Origin of the sequence: Pseudoalteromonas distincta, assembly GCF_005877035.1 — a bacterium.
GTDB classification, from domain to species: Bacteria; Pseudomonadota; Gammaproteobacteria; order Enterobacterales; family Alteromonadaceae; genus Pseudoalteromonas; species Pseudoalteromonas distincta.
In genome coordinates, this window is the sequence record NZ_CP040558.1 from 3,669,953 (window position 1) to 3,690,227 (window position 20,275).

At 40.1% G+C, this 20,275-nt stretch carries 20 protein-coding genes; 9 read left to right on the forward strand and 11 right to left on the reverse strand.

Going from position 1 to position 20,275, the window contains the following annotated elements:
• Positions 1-8: 8 nt before the first annotated feature.
• The 5 genes from FFU37_RS16465 to gmk form a co-directional block, all read right to left on the reverse strand.
• Complete coding sequence (locus tag FFU37_RS16465; RefSeq protein WP_138489960.1) at positions 9-1,616, reverse strand: flagellar assembly protein A; 1,608 nt, start codon at positions 1,614-1,616, stop codon at positions 9-11.
• A 159-nt stretch (positions 1,617-1,775) separates the two neighbouring features.
• Positions 1,776-2,168 (reverse strand): deaminase RidA, encoded by a 393-nt coding sequence (gene ridA, locus FFU37_RS16470; RefSeq protein ID WP_039488601.1) that lies wholly within the window; start codon positions 2,166-2,168, stop codon positions 1,776-1,778.
• Positions 2,169-2,180: 12 nt separating this feature from the next.
• Positions 2,181-4,286: a bifunctional GTP diphosphokinase/guanosine-3',5'-bis pyrophosphate 3'-pyrophosphohydrolase gene (gene spoT, locus FFU37_RS16475; RefSeq protein WP_039488599.1), complete on the reverse strand. Its 2,106-nt coding sequence runs from the start codon at positions 4,284-4,286 to the stop codon at positions 2,181-2,183.
• 387 nt (positions 4,287-4,673) lie between these two features.
• Positions 4,674-4,949 carry a DNA-directed RNA polymerase subunit omega gene (gene rpoZ, locus FFU37_RS16480; RefSeq protein WP_002958829.1) on the reverse strand — a complete coding sequence of 92 codons (276 nt, stop codon included), beginning with the start codon at positions 4,947-4,949 and terminating at the stop codon, positions 4,674-4,676.
• Positions 4,950-5,073: 124 nt separating this feature from the next.
• Positions 5,074-5,694: a guanylate kinase gene (gene gmk, locus FFU37_RS16485; RefSeq protein ID WP_138489961.1), complete on the reverse strand. Its 621-nt coding sequence runs from the start codon at positions 5,692-5,694 to the stop codon at positions 5,074-5,076.
• A 239-nt stretch (positions 5,695-5,933) separates the two neighbouring features.
• Between gmk and FFU37_RS16490 the strand changes: the two genes are divergently transcribed.
• Positions 5,934-7,409, forward strand: a complete 1,476-nt coding sequence (locus FFU37_RS16490; RefSeq protein ID WP_138489962.1) for an NAD(P)H-hydrate dehydratase — start codon at positions 5,934-5,936, stop codon at positions 7,407-7,409.
• Between the two features lie 22 nt (positions 7,410-7,431).
• Here FFU37_RS16490 and FFU37_RS16495 read toward each other — a convergent pair whose 3' ends face one another.
• Positions 7,432-7,848: a VOC family protein gene (locus FFU37_RS16495; protein WP_138489963.1), complete on the reverse strand. Its 417-nt coding sequence runs from the start codon at positions 7,846-7,848 to the stop codon at positions 7,432-7,434.
• Positions 7,849-7,940: 92 nt separating this feature from the next.
• Positions 7,941-8,144 carry a hypothetical protein gene (locus tag FFU37_RS16500; protein WP_175413879.1) on the reverse strand — a complete coding sequence of 68 codons (204 nt, stop codon included), beginning with the start codon at positions 8,142-8,144 and terminating at the stop codon, positions 7,941-7,943.
• Between the two features lie 330 nt (positions 8,145-8,474).
• On the opposite strand from FFU37_RS16500, the gene FFU37_RS16505 reads away from it, so the two are divergent.
• The 4 genes from FFU37_RS16505 to FFU37_RS16520 all read left to right on the forward strand — a co-directional run bounded on the left by FFU37_RS16505 (position 8,475) and on the right by FFU37_RS16520 (position 12,940).
• Positions 8,475-9,764, forward strand: coding sequence for a tyrosine-type recombinase/integrase (locus FFU37_RS16505; RefSeq protein WP_138489964.1), 1,290 nt, complete (start codon positions 8,475-8,477; stop codon positions 9,762-9,764).
• A gap of 16 nt (positions 9,765-9,780) precedes the next feature.
• Positions 9,781-11,286, forward strand: a complete 1,506-nt coding sequence (locus FFU37_RS16510) for a GIY-YIG nuclease family protein (RefSeq protein ID WP_138489965.1) — start codon at positions 9,781-9,783, stop codon at positions 11,284-11,286.
• Positions 11,287-11,414: 128 nt separating this feature from the next.
• A complete protein-coding gene (locus FFU37_RS16515) occupies positions 11,415-11,978 on the forward strand; it encodes a recombinase family protein (RefSeq protein WP_138489966.1) in 564 nt (187 codons plus the stop codon).
• On the forward strand, positions 11,978-12,940 hold the full coding sequence (locus FFU37_RS16520; RefSeq protein WP_138489967.1) for a ParB N-terminal domain-containing protein: 963 nt from the start codon (positions 11,978-11,980) through the stop codon (positions 12,938-12,940). Before FFU37_RS16515 ends, FFU37_RS16520 begins: the two co-directional genes overlap by 1 nt.
• A gap of 123 nt (positions 12,941-13,063) precedes the next feature.
• On the opposite strand, the gene FFU37_RS16525 is transcribed toward FFU37_RS16520, so the two are convergent.
• From FFU37_RS16525 to FFU37_RS16540, 4 genes are all read right to left on the reverse strand, one after another.
• Positions 13,064-13,816 (reverse strand): hypothetical protein, encoded by a 753-nt coding sequence (locus FFU37_RS16525; RefSeq protein ID WP_175413912.1) that lies wholly within the window; start codon positions 13,814-13,816, stop codon positions 13,064-13,066.
• A gap of 358 nt (positions 13,817-14,174) precedes the next feature.
• Positions 14,175-15,824 carry a chaperonin GroEL gene (gene groL, locus FFU37_RS16530; RefSeq protein WP_138489968.1) on the reverse strand — a complete coding sequence of 550 codons (1,650 nt, stop codon included), beginning with the start codon at positions 15,822-15,824 and terminating at the stop codon, positions 14,175-14,177.
• Between the two features lie 48 nt (positions 15,825-15,872).
• Complete coding sequence (locus tag FFU37_RS16535; protein ID WP_002958836.1) at positions 15,873-16,160, reverse strand: co-chaperone GroES; 288 nt, start codon at positions 16,158-16,160, stop codon at positions 15,873-15,875.
• A 110-nt stretch (positions 16,161-16,270) separates the two neighbouring features.
• Positions 16,271-16,747, reverse strand: a complete 477-nt coding sequence (locus FFU37_RS16540; RefSeq protein ID WP_002958838.1) for an FxsA family protein — start codon at positions 16,745-16,747, stop codon at positions 16,271-16,273.
• A gap of 178 nt (positions 16,748-16,925) precedes the next feature.
• Here FFU37_RS16540 and cutA point away from each other — a divergent pair, with 178 nt between their 5' ends.
• The 4 genes from cutA (at position 16,926) to accB (ending at position 20,259) form a co-directional block, all read left to right on the forward strand.
• Entirely contained in the window at positions 16,926-17,246 is a 321-nt protein-coding gene (gene cutA / locus FFU37_RS16545) for a divalent-cation tolerance protein CutA (RefSeq protein ID WP_002958839.1), read from the forward strand.
• Positions 17,246-19,075, forward strand: coding sequence for a protein-disulfide reductase DsbD (locus FFU37_RS16550; protein WP_138489969.1), 1,830 nt, complete (start codon positions 17,246-17,248; stop codon positions 19,073-19,075). Before cutA ends, FFU37_RS16550 begins: the two co-directional genes overlap by 1 nt.
• Positions 19,076-19,303: 228 nt before the next feature.
• On the forward strand, positions 19,304-19,756 hold the full coding sequence (gene aroQ / locus FFU37_RS16555; protein WP_138489970.1) for a type II 3-dehydroquinate dehydratase: 453 nt from the start codon (positions 19,304-19,306) through the stop codon (positions 19,754-19,756).
• A gap of 38 nt (positions 19,757-19,794) precedes the next feature.
• The gene (gene accB, locus FFU37_RS16560) at positions 19,795-20,259 is read left to right on the forward strand and encodes an acetyl-CoA carboxylase biotin carboxyl carrier protein (RefSeq protein WP_002958842.1); all 465 of its coding nucleotides are present in this window, start codon (positions 19,795-19,797) and stop codon (positions 20,257-20,259) included.
• Positions 20,260-20,275 lie beyond the last annotated feature (16 nt).

Sequence of the window (20,275 nt, forward strand, 5' to 3'; positions counted from 1 at the left end):
CTCAGTTATTAGCTTGTTTTGAACTCTATTTCAATTTTGTTATTCAAAAGTTTAACGTTGCACGGAGGGTAATTGCGGATTGTTTTGAGTACTTTATCAAAAATATGAATTTCTACACCTGAATGCAAAACAGAATTCACCGCTAAATTAGCGTCGTTAAGTAAATCGTGTAAGTCGTGATCTAAGTTTGAAAGACGTTTTTCTAATTGCTCTGCCTGCTCACAATAATGCTTTTGAGTAGCACCAATTTTAGTAATTAATATTTTTTTCTTTTCGGCATCTTTCACTAAATCAGTTTTTTCTAGCGCTGCTTGCAACGTGTCTAGCTGTGCATCTGTTTTAGCTAAGTCTTTAAAGCAATTATCAGTATCTGCTGTTATTTCGGCGCCAGAAGCCGCTAGGTTAATAATCATTTTAGCGCCTGATTCATTCCCAATTTCGCCAGCAATGAGAGTTGTTGCATCAAGTATTTCGCCACCAAATATTTTACCCTTAGGTAAGTCGGATTGACCAACTTGCAGTAAGCGTTTAGCTTTCATTACACAGTGGCTTGTTTGGCGATCAATAAAAATATTATTTGCTTCTAGGTAGCAATACTGTGAATGAGAGACGTGAATATCACCTCGTGCAATAAGCTTACAAGACAGGGATTGTTCGTCGGCTTTTTGATGGCCAATAATGCCTTGTTTAACGGTGATGTTTCCGCCTGCGGTAAGCTCTCCTGATTCAACCGTGCCAAATATAGTAATATCGCCTTTGGCTGTTACTTTCATTCCAGGGTCTATATTGCGGGTAACAATAACACTGCCTTGAAAGTCAATGTGGCCGCTTTTTACGTTTACATCTGAAATGGTAAAAATATCGTCGACACGCATACCATTATTAATTTCAACCGGAACACCTGCAATAGTAGAGACTAGTTCAAGCGGATTCAGCTTTGATATTTCGGTGCCTTCGCCTGCCACTAATTGTTTATTTTCTCCGGGTTTTGCGGTCAGTATGTCACCTATTACGGTGAAGCCTTCTTTACCAGGGGTTGCTGGTTGTTGGCGAATAAGCACAGAGCCTGGCTCTACGCTTGCAAGCTTGCCAAAGTCGCGCATGTCCACGCTGCCATCTTCTTTGAGCTTGGGAGTTTTTAAACGGTCTTTTAAAGTCTCTACAGTTGTTATTAGTTTAGTGGCCAAACCATCACTTGGTAGTCTGCCTTTAGCTAATACTCCCTTAACAACAGAACCCGCTGTATGCTCAAACTGTTTTTGTAGTAGCAACTCTAAAAATACTTGCTTATAGCCACGCACAATTCCTGCTTTAACGAGTTGTTTTTTTGCATCTTCTAAACTTAATAATTTTCCGCCTTGGGCAAGGGTTAGCTCGCCAATGGCCAGCATTTTATCGTCGCTAATTGTTACATTTAAAGTGGCATTGTGTTTTGTTGCTACAACCAGAGTGTGTTGTGTGTTTTCGTTTTTAAAAAAATCATTAATAGCGTCATGATCTATTTTGCAGTCGCAAAAAGCTGACTTTTCGAGAGCCTCTAAAATAAATGCAGCGCTGGGAGGAATATGTTCTTTTACATCAAGTAAAACATTTCCATTGTTAGCAAGCTTAAACACGAGTTAATCCTTTTTTACTACTTAAGTTAAGTTTGTTTTGTAAAACACAACTACAGATTCACAGATTGCTAGAAATTCACTTATGAGTCAAGAAGTCACAGAGAACGAAGTGCTAAGAGGGAAAGAAAGGCTATAGAGAGGCTCTATAGCCTGTAATACTTAATTGGTAGAAGGAAGTTCCATTATTCCATCTATTTCAACTTGTGCACCTTTTGGAAGTGCACGAACACCTAATGCAGCCCTCGCTGGGTAAGGTTGCTTAAAGTATTGGCTCATCACTTCATTTACAGTCGCGAAGTTAGACAAATCAGTTAGATAAATATTTATTTTCACTAAATCTTGAATTTGCCCGCCTGCTTTTTCACATACCGCAGTGATATTTTTAAATACCTGATGCGTTTGCTCACTAAAGTCTTCTGAAATCATTTCCATCGTTTCTGGCACTAATGGAATTTGACCAGATAAATAAACAGCGGTGCCTACTTTAACTGCTTGGCTGTAAGTGCCAATGGCAGCAGGTGCTTTGTCGGTAGAGATAAATGCTTTATTCATGTGTTTCCTATTTTACTTTTTACGATAGACTTTTTGTACATCAGGCATAACGCGAATGCGGCGCATAATGTTAGCAACGTGGATACGGTTTTTAACGGTAACCCCTAAATCTATCACGTATAAATTACTTTCTTTTTCATCGGTGGTAATTTCTACAATATTGGCTTGGGTTGTAGTAACAACATTGGTTAATTTAGCCAGGGCCCCTTGATGATTAATAATTTCAACTCTCAGAGCTGCAATATATTCTTTCTCTGGGTTATCGTCCCATTTTACAACTAAGTATTTAGAGCGCTCATTTTCCCAGCCACGGATGTTTTTACATTCTTGGCGGTGAACGGTCAGGCCCTTACCTTGGCTTACATGAGCTGTAATAGCATCGCCAGGTACAGGTCGGCAACACTTAGAGTAGTTAACTAGCATGCCCTCAGTACCAATAATGGTCGCTTTGGCTTGGCTGGTAATATCAGTTAAGTCGTCACTGTCATTTTGTAATAGGCGTTTGGCAATTAACATGCTCATTAGGTTACCAGAGCCAATTTCTACAAGTAATTCAAGAAGCGTTGTTAGTTCTTGCTCCTCAAGTACTCTTGCTATATTTTCATCAGCAATGCTATCTAGTTTGTTTTCACCTAATGCTGAATCAAGTAAGCGGCGCCCTAAAAGCATAGCTTCTTCATGATGCTGGCTTCTAAGGTAATTACGAACGCCCAAACGCGCTTTACCAGTAACAATAAAGTTTAGCCATGTTGCATTAGGGTGGGCACCTGAGCTTGTTATTATCTCTATAGTTTGCCCTGTATCTAAGGGCCTACTTAAAGGGTGCGGCTTGCGATTAACGCGCGCGCCTACGCAGGTGTTGCCTACATCTGTATGCACGGCATAAGCAAAATCGACTGCGGTAGCACCCATCGGTAGCTCAACAATACGCCCATCTGGTGTAAATACGTAAATTTCTTCTGGGAATAGCTCAGTTTTTACATTTTCAATAAATTCAAATGATGAACCCGCACTTTGCTGAAGCTCTAATAAGCTCTGCATCCATTGGCGAGCACGTTGCTGCGAAGTATTACCTGCGCCATCACCTGCTTTTTTATACATCCAATGCGCCGCTACACCTTTGTCGGCCATATGATCCATATCGTGAGTACGAATTTGAATTTCAACAGGTATACCGTGTGGGCCAACTAATGAAGTATGAAGCGATTGGTAACCGTTTGTTTTTGGTACTGCAATATAATCTTTAAAGCGTGTTTCAATAGGTTTATAAAGGCTATGAGCTACACCTAATACACGATAACACGTATCCATAGAGTCAACTGCAATTCTAAACGCGTAAATATCCATAACTTCGTTAAATAGCAGTTCTTTATTAAGCATTTTTTTATAAATACTATATAAATGTTTTTCACGGCCTGACACAGTTGCTTTAATGCCTGATTCTTCAAGACGTGCTTCTATTTCATGCTGGATATTAGTAATAACTTCTTTGCGATTACCGCGTGCTTTAGCAACTTCCGATTTAAGTGCGCGATGACGCATAGGATATAAAGCTTGAAAACCTAAGTCTTCAAGTTCATTTTTAATATCGTGAATACCTAAGCGGTTTGCAATTGGTGCGTAAATTTCTAGTGTTTCACGCGCTATTCTGCGGCGCTTATCTGGGCGCAATGCGCCTAAAGTACGCATGTTATGTGTTCTATCAGCAAGCTTGATTAAAATGACTCGAATATCCTGAGTCATTGCCATAATCATTTTGCGGTAGTTTTCAGCTTGGAATTCTTTTTTATCTTTAAAGCTAAGCTTATCGAGCTTACTCACACCTTCAACTAGCTCTGCAACAGTTTCGCCAAATATCTCGGCTAAATCTTGTTGACTAAAATCAGTATCTTCAATTACATCATGCATTAGCGCGGCCATGAGTGTTTCATGATCAAGATGCATGCCTGCAAGAATTTGGGTTACTTCTACTGGGTGCGTTATGTAAGGTTCGCCACTCGAGCGAGTTTGTCCTTCATGGGCCTCTCGGGCTACCACGTAAGATTTTTGAACCAGCTCTACATCAGCAGCGGGCAAGTATTCTGAGATTTTCTTTTTAAGACCTTCAAAAAGATACATTCACACTCCAATGTTCTAGGGCCTGTTGACCTTTCAGGATTAAAATTTGTTCAATCTAGGGGCGATTTAATCGCGGCGCGAGGTTTTTAGCCTAGCGGGCTAAGCAAAAATCGAGCAACAAAGAGTAAAGTGCCCCTAGGCAGAACCCTTTAGGCAGCGCATATTTTGCATTTATGCTGCGTTATCGCCTATTTATGGGGAATAACCACACTACATAGGCTCTGCCTTGCCTAAATACCAAACATACTACTGCAAATTTAACCTCGAAAGATAAACAGCCCTAGTGAAGCAAATTAGGTAAGCTACGAATATACGATGAAAAGAGAGGATTGCCAACGGCTATAGTAGAAATACTGCGCCGTTGGCTAAATCAGACCGGGAGGTCGATTATTGGTTGCCACCAACAATAGCGGCAACAGCAGCTAATTCAGCTGCTTCTTGGTGTTGTTGTTCTTCACGGTCAATTAAGTCCATTGAAGAGCTATCAACTAAACCTAGTTCAATTTCACGTAAAGCAACTACCGTTGGCTTATCGTTTTCAGGGTCTACTAGTGGAGTTTTACCACCAACAGCAATTTGGCGGGCACGACGAGCCGCAACTAAAATTAAGTCAAAACGATTACCAACTGCATCTACTGCATCTTCAACTGTTACGCGGGCCATCACAGCACTCCAAAAATAATTTAAATCAAAGACGTAGTTTACTGCAAGCAGCCACTTTCGCCAATAGCCAGTGTTCAATTTTTATCAGTTTTACTTGTCTAAGCCTGATTTAAATAGACTTAAATTATTTAAGCAGGCTATTTAGTAAAACTTGATGGCGTTCTTCTTGCGCTTTTAGGGTTAAGCGCTGAGCCATTACAATCACTTCTATGTCGCCAAGCGCAGTCTCAAAGTCATCATTAACAATTACATAGTCGTATTCGTTATAATGTGATGTTTCAGATTGTGCTTTTGCCATACGAGAGGCAATAACCTCAGCCGAATCTTGGCCACGATTATTTAAGCGTTGCTCTAACTCTTCTTTTGAAGGAGGTAGTATAAAAATAGTTTTTACGCTTGGCATTATTTCGCGCACTTGTTGCGCGCCTTGCCAATCAATATCTAAAAACACATCAATACCCGCATCAAGTTGCGACTCAATAGCCTGCTTTGATGTGCCGTAGTAATTGTCAAACACTTGGGCCCATTCAAAAAAGTCATCTTTGGCAATAAGCGCTTTAAACTCATCTGTAGATGCAAAGTGATAATGCACACCATTTTCTTCGCCTGGGCGAGGGGCGCGAGTTGTATGTGATACAGATACTTTCATATCAGCGTGCTTTTTTAATAACGCATTGATTAAGCTTGATTTACCAGCACCTGAAGGGGCTGATAAAATAAATAAGTTACCGCGAGTTTGTGCCATGCTTTTCTCTACCTAAAAATAAACAGGCTTGGATTACAAGTAAACCAAGCCTTTAATTAACTGCATTGTACTTTAATTAGCTCACCTTGCTCAAGTTAGACGTGCTCAAGTGAGCCATGCCCAAATTGAAGTGGGAGTGTTAGACTTTAAATAAAATTGCAATTTAAAATTGCCTACAGAACTAGCCGCTAGATATAAGTATTTGATAAGGTGAAGTATCACCTATTAAAGGAGCCTTTATGCTTAATAAAACCTTATTTACCGCACAACAAGTAAGAGATAATGAAGCTTTAGCGGCTAAAAATAGTCATTGCGATTTATTTAACTTAATGCAGCGGGCAGGAGAGGCTGTATATAAGCAATGGCAGTTATTTGATGCACAGCATACATTAGTCATTGTGGGCCATGGTAACAACGCTGGAGACGGTTACGTTGTAGCTAGGCTTATTATGCAATCAGGTAAAAAGGTAACAGTATGCGCTGCTGAACCTGATAAGACATTAAACGGTGATGCTGCAAAAGCGCAGCAGCTATGGATAGAAGCGGGTGGGGTGGTTTCTCATTTTACAAAAGATGCTCTTAATGAGTGCGATATCGTTATTGATGCGCTCCTTGGTACTGGGCTTAATAGCGCCGTACGCGATAATTTTGCGAATATAATTAACGCTGTAAATAACAGTGGTAAGCCCGTAATAAGCATCGATATTCCATCAGGTATTGAAGCAAATACAGGACAGCCTTTAGGGTGCGCAGTACAAGCTACTTCAACCGTTACTTTTGTAGGTATAAAGCAAGGGCTCACAACGACGGCAGGTAAACAATATAGCGGTCAGTTAGTTTTTGATGATTTAGCAATTGGCGATGCGTTTACTTGTATAGCTCAATCATCAGGTACCTTGATAAATATTAATAGCTTTAAAGGAATTGCCACGCGGGCAATCAATAGTCACAAAGGCAGCCATGGCAAGCTTTTATGTGTTGGTGGCAATCAAGGTACTGCAGGTGCAATTAGGTTAAGTAGTGAAGCAGCTCTTAGAACGGGTGCTGGCATGGTAAGAGTGTATACACACGAAAGCTCAATAGCGCCTATTAGCATTGGCAGACCAGAACTTATGGTAAGCAGTAATAACTTACATCAAGCGCTAGAGTGGGCAAGCTGTGTTGTTATTGGACCAGGGCTTGGGCAAAACGAGTGGGCGCAACAAACATTCGATGAAGTAATGCAATATTGCCAAAACAATAAAATGCCATTGGTTATAGATGCAGACGCCCTTAATTTACTGGCTAAGCAAGCTTCATCGTATATGTTAGAGCAATGCGTACTTACGCCACATCCAGGCGAAGCTTCGCGACTGCTAAGTGTTAGTACCAGCGACATAGAATCAGACCGCTTTAATTATGCCCGCCTTTGCGCCAAGCGCTATAACGCGACTTGTGTATTAAAAGGCGCAGGAACATTAATAGCTAATGCCCAGCACACGTGGGTGTGTGAAGATGGCAACCCAGCACTGGCCGTTGGCGGCAGTGGCGATGTACTCACTGGTATTATTGGGGCATTACTTGCTCAAGGTTTAAATATTGATGAAGCAGCACGCTATGGCGTAACACTGCACGCTAAAGCCGGTGATATCGCAAGTGAGCGAGATGGGCAAAGGGGAATGCTACCCAGTGATCTATTCCCAATTGTAAGAGAGTTAGTTAATAAAGTGACGTGAGTTAAAGCGTCACTTTACATAACTAATTATTAGGCTGCAGTAAATCCCATTTTGTACCATATAGGTCTTCAAAAACCACTACGGTGCCATAGGGTTCTACTCTAGGCTCTTCGTTAAATGTAACGCCTTTAGAAAGCATTAAATTATAATCTCGCCAGAAATCATTAGTATGCAAAAATAAAAACACGCGACCACCCGTTTGATTACCAATAGCACTGATCTGTTCGGGTGTTGTGGCTTTAGCAAGTAGTAGATTAGTCCTGCTCGAATTAGCCCTGTTTGAATTTGGAGGTGAAATTAACACCCAGCGTTTACCATCACCTAAATCAGTATCTTCGACTAACTCAAAATTAAGCTTTTGAGTATAAAACTCAATTGCCTCGTCGTAGTCTTTAACAACTAATGCAATGCTGCCGATATGCTGTTGAGCGTTAGTCATGTTTGGTTTACTCCGTACTATTAAATAAATGTGCTTTTTATCATATTAGTTAGCTACTACGCAGGGTATATGCCCGCAGTATGTAATATGTATTAACTTACGAGTTCGTCTTCATCATCTTCATCATCGGGTGGATCACCTGAGTCTTCTTTGCGTTTTCTTTGTTCTTGTTTTGCTTTTTGTACATTTTCGTATGTAGGCGGTGGGATAGGAATAATAGAAATAAGCGGAAAGAATGCTAAAAATAAATAAGCCCCCTTAGACATACTTTTACCCCACGTTACCATTTTCAGCATAGCCCAAACTACGAATGAAAATAACCCAGTCACAAGAGCAACAAAAACAAAGAAGATGAATATTTCGTTATTATTTAATAAATCCATTTAATATAAATCTTAGTTATACGTAACTTAGGTATGGGTATAAATTAAACAATATCAATGATTTTTATACTAAAAAGCAAAAAACCAGCCGAAGCTGGTTTTTTATATAAACAAGGGCTTAAACGGTGATGTTTATCACATCATGCCTTCTAAATCTGCATTGAACCTCTGTGTGTACTGTAAATAAAGGGTTGTGGTATTATTTGTCTCTACATTGGTCTCCACTTTTGGGCATATTCAACAATGGCAGAAGCTAGTAATAACAAATACCTTAAAAAACGTAAGAATCGTGATGTCTGGATGTTTCAAATAAGAATACCTAAGGAAGTTAGGCACTTATATGACGGTAAAGATATTTACGTAAAGTCACTTCAAACGAGCTGCATTAAGACTGCTAGGTTACGTAGAGACAGTTTGTTGGGGCAGTTAGCTGTACAGAAGGAACAAGCTATTGATGGTGGGCGCAGTACCTTTATGAGCTTTTATAATAGCTTAGAGCAAGCAAAGCGTGATGCTAGGGGTGATAAATACGAGGCATATTATCAGCTTGAAGACTCTATTTTGGTTGGAACAGAAGAACACCCAGAGGTACGACAAGAAGCAGCTAAAGCAGTTAAGACTGGGATAATACCTGTAAAATATACCTATTCCATGAGAGAAGCTCTTAATGATTGGCTGCGTAAAAACAAACAGAGAAACCAAGATACTATAGTCAAAATGAAGTCTACTGCTAGTCGTTTCTTGAGGCACCTAAACGTACATGATATGCCACTAATGGGTATTGAAAGAAAGCAGGTGATTAGTTTTATAGACGAACTCATTCAGGAGGTAGCAGTAAGCACAGTTAAGGGTCATTTGAGTAGATTGAAAAGTATCTACGAGCATGCTTGGAGAATTGCAGAAATTGATAAACGCGAGAACCCTTTCGACTCTCACATACTTACTCATTATGAAGAAGACAAGATTGTAGAAAAGAAGCAGCTATTTAGTCGTGAGGAAATTCGCGAAATAATTAGCTGGGCTGACTCAGAAAATGAAGGTATCAAAGCTCTCGTTTATTTAGGTTTATTCACTGGATGTCGCATATCTGAAATATGTGCTGTAACTAAAGATGATGTGTATATCGAGGGTGAGCTAATGGCTTTATATATAAGAAAGGGTAAGACGACCGCAGCGACTAGAACTGTTCCACTTCCTAAGAGGGTTCATGACATCGTAAAGAGGCGTTTAGAGGTCTCTGAAGTAGGTCAAAGCATCATTGGAATGGATGGTAAACAAGCCTCTAGAGTTTTTAGTAACTTTAAATCAGCCAAGGTGACTAAAGACAAGAGTCGAACATTTCATTCGTTCAGGGTGCATATGAGTACGGCCTATCAAAGGGCTGGTATAGACGAAAGCAGCGCCGCATTTGCTGTAGGCCATAAAGGTGGTAAAACAATGACGTATGGCTATTATGCTAAGGGTGAAGAGTTAAAGGTATTATGTCAACATGCTGAGCAAGCGGCAAAAATCATAAAAAGAGACTGGCTGTAATCAAGGAGTTTTCAAAATGGCAAAGCAAGGGATTGAGGTAGATGGGATTGCTTATTCTAGTATCTCTGAAGCATCTGAACAGTACTATCTTAACCCCAAACTAATAGCAGGTCGTTTAAGAAGCGGTTGGTCTACTGAAGAGGCCTTTGAGTTAGTTCCAAGACGCAAGTTAGAGCCTAATAGACGCCAATCTATCTCTGTAAAGGTTAATGGTAAATTAAAAAGCTATTCAACCATTAAGGAGGCCGCTGACGAATACGGGATAGAGCCCAAATTAGTTAGAGCTAGGTTGACTAACTTTAACTGGACTCCTGAAGAAGCATTAGGAATTATTGATCGGGATTCAAAACGTATTGCTCATAATAGGAAAGAAGTTAAATTCTCAATTAATGGAGTTGACTATCACTTTTTATCTATAACAGAGGCTGCTAAATCTCAAGGACTAAACGAGTTCCTTGTTTTCAATAGATTAAATAGTAGAGGATGGTCAATAGAGCAAGCTCTAGAGTTAGCAACACCACCAGCACATACCAAAAAATGCTATGGCTACATTTATTTGATAAAAAACAGCATCAATAGCAAGTATTACGTAGGGCAGACTATGTCGCCAGTTACTAAAAGGTGGAAAAGTCACGTAGGTTTAGCTTTAAAAGGAAAAACCAAAAGCAAGCACACTCTCTCTGCAGCTATTTTGAGATATGGAGCTGATGCCTTTGATATTACAATTATAGATCATGCTGACTCAATCAATGAATTGAATAAACTAGAGAGGTATTGGATTAAGGAATTAAAAACAAAGTACCCTGACGGATATAATCTTAATCGTGGAGGTAGTGGTTTTAGCAAAGGCCGTTCTGTAGCCTTAGAAAACTTAACTTTCCCATCTGTAAGTGAGGCTGCTAGGGCTTACGGTTTTAAGTATACACTTGTTGCTGACAGGCTTCGCTATGGATGGACACTAGAGCAAGCCTTTGAGCTTGCACCACCTCCAGAAACACACAAATTTGCTGGAAGAAAATTTACAATCAAAGATTCAGGAAATATGCTTACCTTTAATTCTGTTGGTGAATTAGCAAGTAGTTATAACCTTCCCACTGCAAGAGTTCTACAACGGCTAGTTAAGCTGAACTGGACACCTGAGCAAGCTGTAGGTTTGGTAGAACCACCCAAATGGGTGCATCCAATGCATTCATTTCAATTAGAGATAAATGGTAAAATTCGAAGGTTTAAGTCTAAAGCTGAAGCTGCTGCATTTCATGGATTTGATAGGTGGGAAACTATTAGAAAAAGGCTCTCAAGAGGGTGGACTCTAGAGCAATCTTTAGGTTTGGAGACACCTCCCATAAATAAACATGCTACTAAAGTAATTGACGTTGAAATAAACGGTAACAAAGTAAAATACTCTTCAATGAGCAAAGCTGCTGAGGCAAATGGTGTATGCTTCAAAAGAGTCAGCGCAAGATTAAAATTAGGTTGGAGTTATGAAGAAGCTCTTGAGATCCGTCCAAGATCTAAAAGTTGATTTGTATTCATTTGCCTATACCTAAACAGGTATGGTCATAACGTGATCAAACAGTACCTGTTAGGGTTTACTTTAAATTAAGACCACATTATTATTTCCCGCCTCTTAGAATTAAACGAGTACAGGATTTGGCACACATAGCTTATATGAGGGTCTCTTCTACAGACCAAAACACGGAACGACAACTTGCTGACGTAGAGATCAGTTTTACAAAGAAGTTTGTTGATAAATGTAGTGGCGGCTCTGCTCAACGACCAGCCTTAAATGAGCTAAAGGAATACATCAGGGAAGGTGACACTGTACATATCCATAGCATTGATAGACTTGCACGTAACCTCTTAGACTTGAAGCAGATTGTTACTGATTGGAATGGTAGAGGGGTCAAAGTGAAGTTTCATAAGGAAGGCCTCTGTTTTAAAGCTGGTGGCTCTGACCCAATGTCTGAGTTAATGCTGAGTATGTTGGGGGCAGTTGCTCAATTCGAGTTATCTATGATTCAAGAGAGAAGGCAGGAAGGCATCGAAAAAGCCAAGGCTGCTGGTAAATACCGTGGCCGTCCTACCAATAAGACTAACCACCAGCAAATCAGGCTATTACGCTCTCAGGGTATATCTTTGCGTAAAATAGCTAAAGAGGTTGGTGTTTCCCTTTCCACAGTACAAAGAGCTCTAGAAGCGACAGAGAAGCCTTAATGAACCAATACATGTCTGATAGTGGTTTTATAGACATTAACCCAAGAGAAGTGATTTTAGACCCTGCTATGCAAGGGCGAGACACTAATTTAATTAGAGATAAGAACACAAGACGCGCTCAAGAGCTTAAGCAAGAGAGCCAATCAAAAGAAATCTTAGACGACCTTCACAATGGAGTAGGAATAAAGCAACCAATAACTGTGTTTGAGGTTTCTGGAAAGAAGCTTGTTATAGATGGTTTTCATCGTATTAGTGCATCCTTAGAGTACATGGACAAAGCTAAATGTGATGATTTTAGGGTAAAAGCTAGGCTAATTAGAAACAGAACATACACGGAGGCTTTTCTTGCGGCTCAAGAAGTTAACCAAGGGCATGGTGTTGGGGTTACTAAGGACGAAGTCAATCAGTCTAAGTTTAGATCATTAGTAATAGCTGGAAAATATGATTACAGTGTTAGTGAGCTTACAAAGCTTATTGGCTGCAGTCGAGGACAAGCAAACCATGTAATGAGAGCCCTTAGAGCTTGTGCAGAAGCTATTCAAGGTGAGCTGGAAGATTATAGCTCTCTTGATAGTTTTACCCGTCAGCTACAAAAAAACCTCGAGAATAGATATACAGAAGCAGCTAAAAGCTCCACTTGGGATGCAAGAGGGTTTCCAAAGATTAGAAGGCTCTCTGATATTGTCTCAGGAAAAAGCTACACCCCTAAGGATATGGATAATGAAGAATACAGACATTATCTAATAGAAGAGGCATATACCAAGATAGATAGTCTAATAGAATCTGTAGGTGAAGATAACTTTAGGGAAGCCCTACGTAAAACTGCTAGAGGCTCTACCCTTGGGATTTCTATTACCAGAAGGGATAAATGGCTTGAGCAAGCAGGAACGTTAGAGAGTGACGAAGCGCCTGATAATTGGGATGGCGTATCAATACCTGATAGCTCATATGACGCCTTTTAGATGTCGTTGAATAGCCATCAAAGGAAGACCGCACATAGTCTTTATAAGGAAATAGAGCCTAATGTACACATGTGTACAGTGTGGTTTCCTTGGTGTACACAACAGGTTTACAGGTAAGTTAAATCAACATGCTAAGCGAAGTCTAGTCGAAAGTATGAACTCTCTATGTAGCTCAAATAGTTCTGTTGCTAAGTCATTTAGCTCACTAATTTGCTCACTAACATTATCTGGCCAGTCGTATGAACCTCTGTATCTATCTGGAATACAAGAGAACACATCGCCATTACCAATAGGATAAGACTTAACAGCGAGGGTATAAATAAAATGCTTTACCTTACCTAAAAAATGACTTCTTTTAGACTCAAGCTCTTCATCTAAGAAGGATTTTTGAGCGTTGTCCCACGTATTAACAAACTTCTCTAAAGAATCAAAACTACCTCTATAATGAGCATTACCAAAGTCATGGTCTTTTAATGTGCATACATCAAGGCCATCTGCAGGTAATAAAGCAGCGAATTCTATAAATAATTTTTTATCTACATCTATTTGAGCCTGTTTCTTATTTTGAGATAGTTGCTCAGTCATATATATGAGGACTCGATAAGCAATATTGTGTAGTAGGGCTAAAAAGATTAAACCAAACCCTAAAGAATAATCAGCTGTACTGTTTTGCAAATCTGATAGGGTATAAGGAATACCAGAGTTTAAATTAAAGGTATCTACCAGCCAATTGTAAAATAGGTGTTTAAAAGGGGTTGGGGTTAAAATGATTGCTGCTCCAGTACCCCCAATGAACCAAGTGAGTTTGTTAGAAAAGTCTGGGAATAGCCATTTTTTCCATATGATTTCTTTAACTTCCTTTTTGTTATACACCATAGCTCCAATATGAATATGACTTTTATAGCTAAGCTTAACGCACTTATCATACTTGCTCTACATTTATAAAAAAACAGATAAATATAAAACACGTTTTTTTTAAGCGTAGTGAGTCGATGCAATCGCAAAGGTGGTTTAGTACCCCTAATACTCCCCCCTATGGCTTAATATATGTAGTGAGCTAATCTAAATAATTTAAAAGAAGGTCTGAAGAAGTAGTTTTATTTGCTAGGTAGAATAGGAAAGTAGGGCAGGTGTATACCTAAGTATACAAAAGGGTTTATCCATGTCTCTACATATGTCTCTACGCAGAGTGGATAAACCCTTATAAATCAATGGTTAATATGGGTTGTGATGATTACATCATTCCGCCCATACCACCCATTCCGCCCATGCCACCCATATCAGGTGCACCAGCAGATTCGTCTTTAGGGATTTCAGCTACCATTGCTTCAGTAGTGATCATTAGACCCGCAATAGACCCAGCAAACTGTAGCGCAGAGCGTGTTACTTTAGTTGGATCTAGGATACCCATTTCAATCATGTCGTTGTATTCGCCCGTTGCTGCGTTGTAACCGTAGTTACCATCGCCGCCTTTAACTGCGTTAATTACAACTGATGCTTCGTCGCCTGCGTTAGTTACGATTTGACGAAGTGGCGCTTCCATCGCACGAAGTGCAACTTTAATACCGTGGTTTTGATCTTCGTTGTCGCCAACTAAATCAACTAGCTTGCTAGCAGCACGTACAAGTGCAACACCGCCGCCAGGTACTACGCCTTCTTCAACCGCTGCACGAGTTGCATTTAATGCATCTTCAACGCGGTCTTTTTTCTCTTTCATTTCGATTTCAGTAGCAGCACCTACTTTGATAACTGCAACACCGCCAGCTAGTTTAGCCATGCGCTCTTGAAGTTTTTCTTTATCGTAGTCAGATGTAGCTTCTTCAATTTGTGCTTTAATTTGAGAAACACGACCAGTAATACCCGCTTCTTCTCCAGCACCGTCAATGATAGTTGTATCATCTTTAGTGATAATTACGCGTTTAGCTGTACCTAGGTCTTCAACTGTTGCTTTTTCAAGCTCTAAGCCGATTTCTTCAGAAATAACAGTACCGCCAGTTAATACAGCGATATCTTGTAGCATTGCTTTACGACGATCGCCAAAGCCAGGTGCTTTAACAGCTGATACTTTAACAATACCGCGCATGTTATTAACTACTAATGTAGCTAGTGCTTCGCCTTCAAGGTCTTCTGCAATGATTAGTAGTGGTTTGCTTGCTTTAGCAACCGCTTCTAATGTTGGTAATAATTCGCGGATGTTAGATATTTTTTTATCTACAAGTAGAATAAATGGGTTATCTAGCTCAACAGTGCCTTTTTCTGGGCTGTTGATAAAGTAAGGAGATAAGTAACCACGGTCAAACTGCATGCCTTCAACAACATCTAGTTCGTTTTCAAGTGATTGACCTTCTTCTACAGTAATAACACCACTGTTGCGGCCTACTTTTTCCATTGCTTGTGCAATGATGTCGCCAATCTCTTGATCAGAGTTAGCTGAAATAGTACCTACTTGTGCAATTGCTTTAGTATCAGAACAAGGAACAGATAACGCTTTAAGCTCTGCAACAGCAGCAATAACTGCTTTATCGATGCCGCGCTTAAGATCCATTGGATTCATGCCTGCTGCAACAGCTTTAAGGCCTTCATTAACAATAGACTGTGCAAGTACTGTAGCGGTAGTTGTACCATCGCCGGCTGCATCATTTGCTTTAGATGCAACTTCTTTAACCATTTGTGCGCCCATGTTTTCAAACTTGTCTTCAAGTTCGATTTCTTTTGCTACAGATACACCATCTTTAGTGATAACTGGAGAGCCAAATGATTTGTCTAGTACAACGTTACGGCCTTTAGGACCTAATGTAACTTTTACTGCGTTTGCCAGGATGTTTACGCCAGTTAGCATTTTAGCGCGTGCGTCACCTGCAAAAAGTACTTCTTTTGCTGCCATGTTTTAAATTCCTCTAAATTCTTAAATGTTTATAAACGAAAAGTAGGTTTAGCCTACAATGCCTAAAATATTATCTTCACGCATGATCAGGTACTCTTGACCTTCGATCTTTTCAACTTTTTCAACATATGAGCCAAATAACACAGTGTCACCGGCTTTAACTTCTAACGCTCTCACGTCACCGTTATCTAAAACGCGACCATTACCTACGGCTACAACTTCTCCGCGAGTTGATTTTTCAGCTGCAGAGCCAGTTAATACAATACCGCCAGCAGATTTTGTTTCTTCTTCTAGACGTTTAACGATTACGCGATCTTGTAAAGGACGAATGTTCATGTTTTTTAGTTCTCCTAACAGTTTCTGAACAGTACAGAAAAAAGCTTTTCTAATTTGCATTCATTAATGGGGGTAGAGTGTAAAATTCCAAGAGAAAAAATGATAAATTTTTAATCTTTTCGCTCATATTCGCCATCAATAGTCGTTGGTCGTTCCATTTGCCCTTGCTCTCGTTCAGCATGTTGCTGCCCAGCAAACGGCGATGGCCCTTGTTGCCTACCTGCGCTCATTCTAACCGTTGCTTGGCTAGCAAGGCCTGCGGCCAGTTTGTTACGAATTGCAGGCGTTAATAATAGTAACCCAAACACGTCGGTCATAATGCCAGGGGTAAGTAATAATACCCCTGCAATTACAACGCATATTCCGGTAAATAATTCTTTGGCTGGCATTTGCCCTTGCGCCATTTGCGCTTGTACGTTTTGCAGCGCACCCATACCTTGTGTTTTAACCATTTTGGCACCTAAAATCGCGGTAATAACAACAAGTGCAATTGTTGCAAATCCGCCAATCACATCGCTTACTTGAATCAGTAAGGCGATTTCGATAATAGGGATGATGATAAACAACACAAATAAAAATCTAAACATAGCGCTCTCTAAATAATGACACTCAAAAGAGTTGATGAAATATAAATGAGGGTGACTAGGTCTCTTTTCAAGGTTAGGGCATAGGTATAGTCATTTTACTGATATTCAAGCGTCTACACATTGTATCGGCTATCAGATACTATGAAGCTAGACACTGTCCAATAAGTATAGGTTCATAATGACTACGCATTTTAAAATGATTTTTACGACCTGCAAAGACGAAGCAGAAGCACGCAGCCTAGCAAGGGCGTTGGTAGAAAAAAAGCTAGCAGCTTGTGTAAATATTTTACCTAACATGGGCTCTATTTATATGTGGGAGGGCGAAGTAGCAGAAGCAACTGAAGCCAAGCTACTTATAAAAACAAAAGCAGATAAAATGAACGATGTGTTTTTAACAATAAAAGAGCTACATAGCTACGAAGTGCCGGAGATTCAGGTTGTAGAAGTTTCAACTGGTAATTTGGCGTATTTTAATTGGATGGACGAGGTACTGAATTAATGCGTTTTTTCTTTTTATTGTTGGTTACATTATTAACCGTACCCGTAAAGGCTGCGACTAATAATGTGCTTGGTGATCTACTTGGGCCTCCGCAACAGACTTTTTTACCTGTAGACCAAGCGTTTGTTTTTGATTTTGACCAACAAGGCAGTACCTTGTTTGTAGGTTGGGATATAGCACCAGACTATTATTTATATAAAAAGAAAATAGAAATTATCGCCAAAGGTGCAAACATTCAAGTAGGCGACTCCGGCAGTGGCGAAATTATTGAAGATGAATTTTTTGGTAAAACAGAGGTTTTTTTTAATTCCGCGAGTGTTATTAGTAAGCTAAGTAATGTAACCGAAGGCGCTGTGGTTAAAGTTCGTTACCAAGGCTGTGCAAAAGCAGGGCTTTGCTATCCACCAGAAGTAATCAGCATCCCACTTAGTGTTATTAGTGGCGCACAGGTTAAAAATGTAGATAAAAATAGCGCCACCGATGAAGCGGCAACAGCGCAAAGTACATTTGCAGCACTCAACGAGCCAACTACTGAACCTACAACAAATTCGGATGATACCGAAAAAGACCTTACTTTTACTGAACAATTAGCAAGTCAGGGCTTAATAACTAATTTACTCATATTTTTTGTTGTTGGTGTAGGCCTTGCTTTCACGCCTTGCGTATTCCCAATGTTTCCTATTTTGTCGAGCTTAATTGCGGGTCAGCAAAACCTTTCAACTAAAAAAGCGTTTGCGTTGTCATTTGTATATATACAAGGCATGGCAGTTACCTATGCAGCACTAGGCTTAGTTGTTGCGGCGCTTGGTGGGCAAGTGCAGGGGTATTTACAGCATCCATTTGTATTAGTTAGCTTTAGTTTACTATTTGTATTATTGGCTATGTCGATGTTTGGTTGGTACGAAATTAAATTGCCAAGCAGTATGATGAGCAAGCTAACTCAGGTAAGTAACAATCAAAAAGGCGGCAACTACGTTGGCGTATTTTTAATGGGCGTACTGTCGGGGCTAATTGCATCACCGTGTACTACAGCGCCACTGTCGGCGGCGCTCTTATTTGTTGCGCAAAGTGGTGATTACTTAGTAGGTGGGTTAACGCTATACGTGCTTAGTTTAGGTATGGGGTTACCACTTTTATTACTTGGTACATCTGGCGGTAAGTTGCTTCCTAAAGCAGGTGGTTGGATGGAGCAAGTTAAAACTTTGTTTGGCTTTGTAATGCTTGTTGTGCCGCTTATATTACTTGAGCGCCTAATCAGCGCCGACATTATATTATTAATGGCAGGTGTGCTTGCATTAGCAACAGCACTTTACCTACATCACTGGCAAAGTAGCCAAACACAAAGCAAGTTAAAAACTGCATTGTGGTTTGCTGCAACGCTATTAGTTATGACAGGGTTTACGTTAACTAAAAACTACTTTTGGCCAGCACAAGCTGTGCAAGTAAGCTCGCAAAGTAATGAGTTTAAAAAGGTGGCGGATTTAGCTGAGCTAAAAGAAGCCGTAGCGCAAGCCAGTAATGAAGGTCGAATGGTTATGGTCGACTTATATGCTGACTGGTGTGTGGCGTGTAAAGAGTTTGAGCATTACACGTTTCCAGATGCCAAAGTGCAAAGTGAATTTAGCCATTATCAGCTAATTCAAGTTGATTTAACTAACAGTGACAATAAAACAATTGAGCTAATGGAAGAGTACACCGTGTTTGGTTTACCTAGTATTTTGTTTTTTAACACCCAAGGTAAAGAACTAACTACACAACGTGTAACCGGCTTTTTAAACGCAGAAGATTTTGCTAAACACCTTGCTAAAGTGCGCGCCAGCGCACAATAATAGTGCAATAGAGCCACTTGGATATACCAAGTGGCTTACGACTCCCTCCTAGTTGTTCGTTCCCAAAATAGAGATTGGACCAGTATTTTGCTGCTATTTACATCGAAATCACTATAATAGTTGGTTAACGTGAGAATTTGTTGCTACATTACTTTTTTCTGCTTACTTAAAAGCGAAAAACTACTTAGCAACCGCTTAACTCATTACTTATAGGATATATCGCGTATTATGGCTGCAAAATTTAACCTTTTAGTTATAAATGGTCCAAATTTGAACATGCTTGGCAAACGTGAACCGGATAAATACGGTTTTCAAACGCTAAGTGAAATTATGAGCGAACTAACCAATGCCGCTGATAGTCTAGATGTTGAGTTAGCACATTTTCAAAGTAATAGTGAGCAAGCCCTCATTGAGCGAATACACAGTGCTTGGCAAGCGGTTGATTACATAATAATTAACCCTGCTGCATTTACGCATACAAGCGTTGCATTACGTGATGCATTGCTAAGTGTTGATATTCCGTTTTTTGAAGTGCACTTAAGTAATGTGCACGCACGTGAAGCCTTTCGTCATCATTCGTATTTTTCTGATGTGGCACAAGGCGTGATATGTGGATTAGGTGCAATGGGTTACCACGCAGCATTAAATGCCGCTGTGAGCCGGTTGAAAAACTCGATTTAATTTTAAATTAACACACAAACAAACAGGCGGGTCGTGTAATGGATATTCGCAAGATAAAGAAGCTTATCGAATTAGTAGAAGAATCAGGTATTGCTGAGCTAGAAATCACTGAAGGTGAAGAATCAGTACGTATTAACCGTAACAACATGAGCGCAGGCCCTGGTTACCCGCAATTTGCTCCACAGCAATATGCACCAGCGCCAGCAGCCCCTGCTCCAGTTGCAGCAGCTCCTGTAGCAGTTGAAGCAGCAGCTCCAGCAGAACCTACTGGCCATCAAGTTAAATCACCAATGGTTGGATCTTTCTATGCAGCAGCGTCTCCTGAAGCTCCAGCGTATGTAGAAGTTGGTCAGCAAGTTAAAGTTGGCGATACGCTTTGTATTATCGAAGCTATGAAAATGATGAACCAAATTGAGTCAGATAAAGCCGGTACAGTAAGAGCTATCTTAGCTGAAAATGGCGAGCCAATAGAATTTGATCAACCTCTATTCATCATTGAATAATAGCGTAACCTAAAAG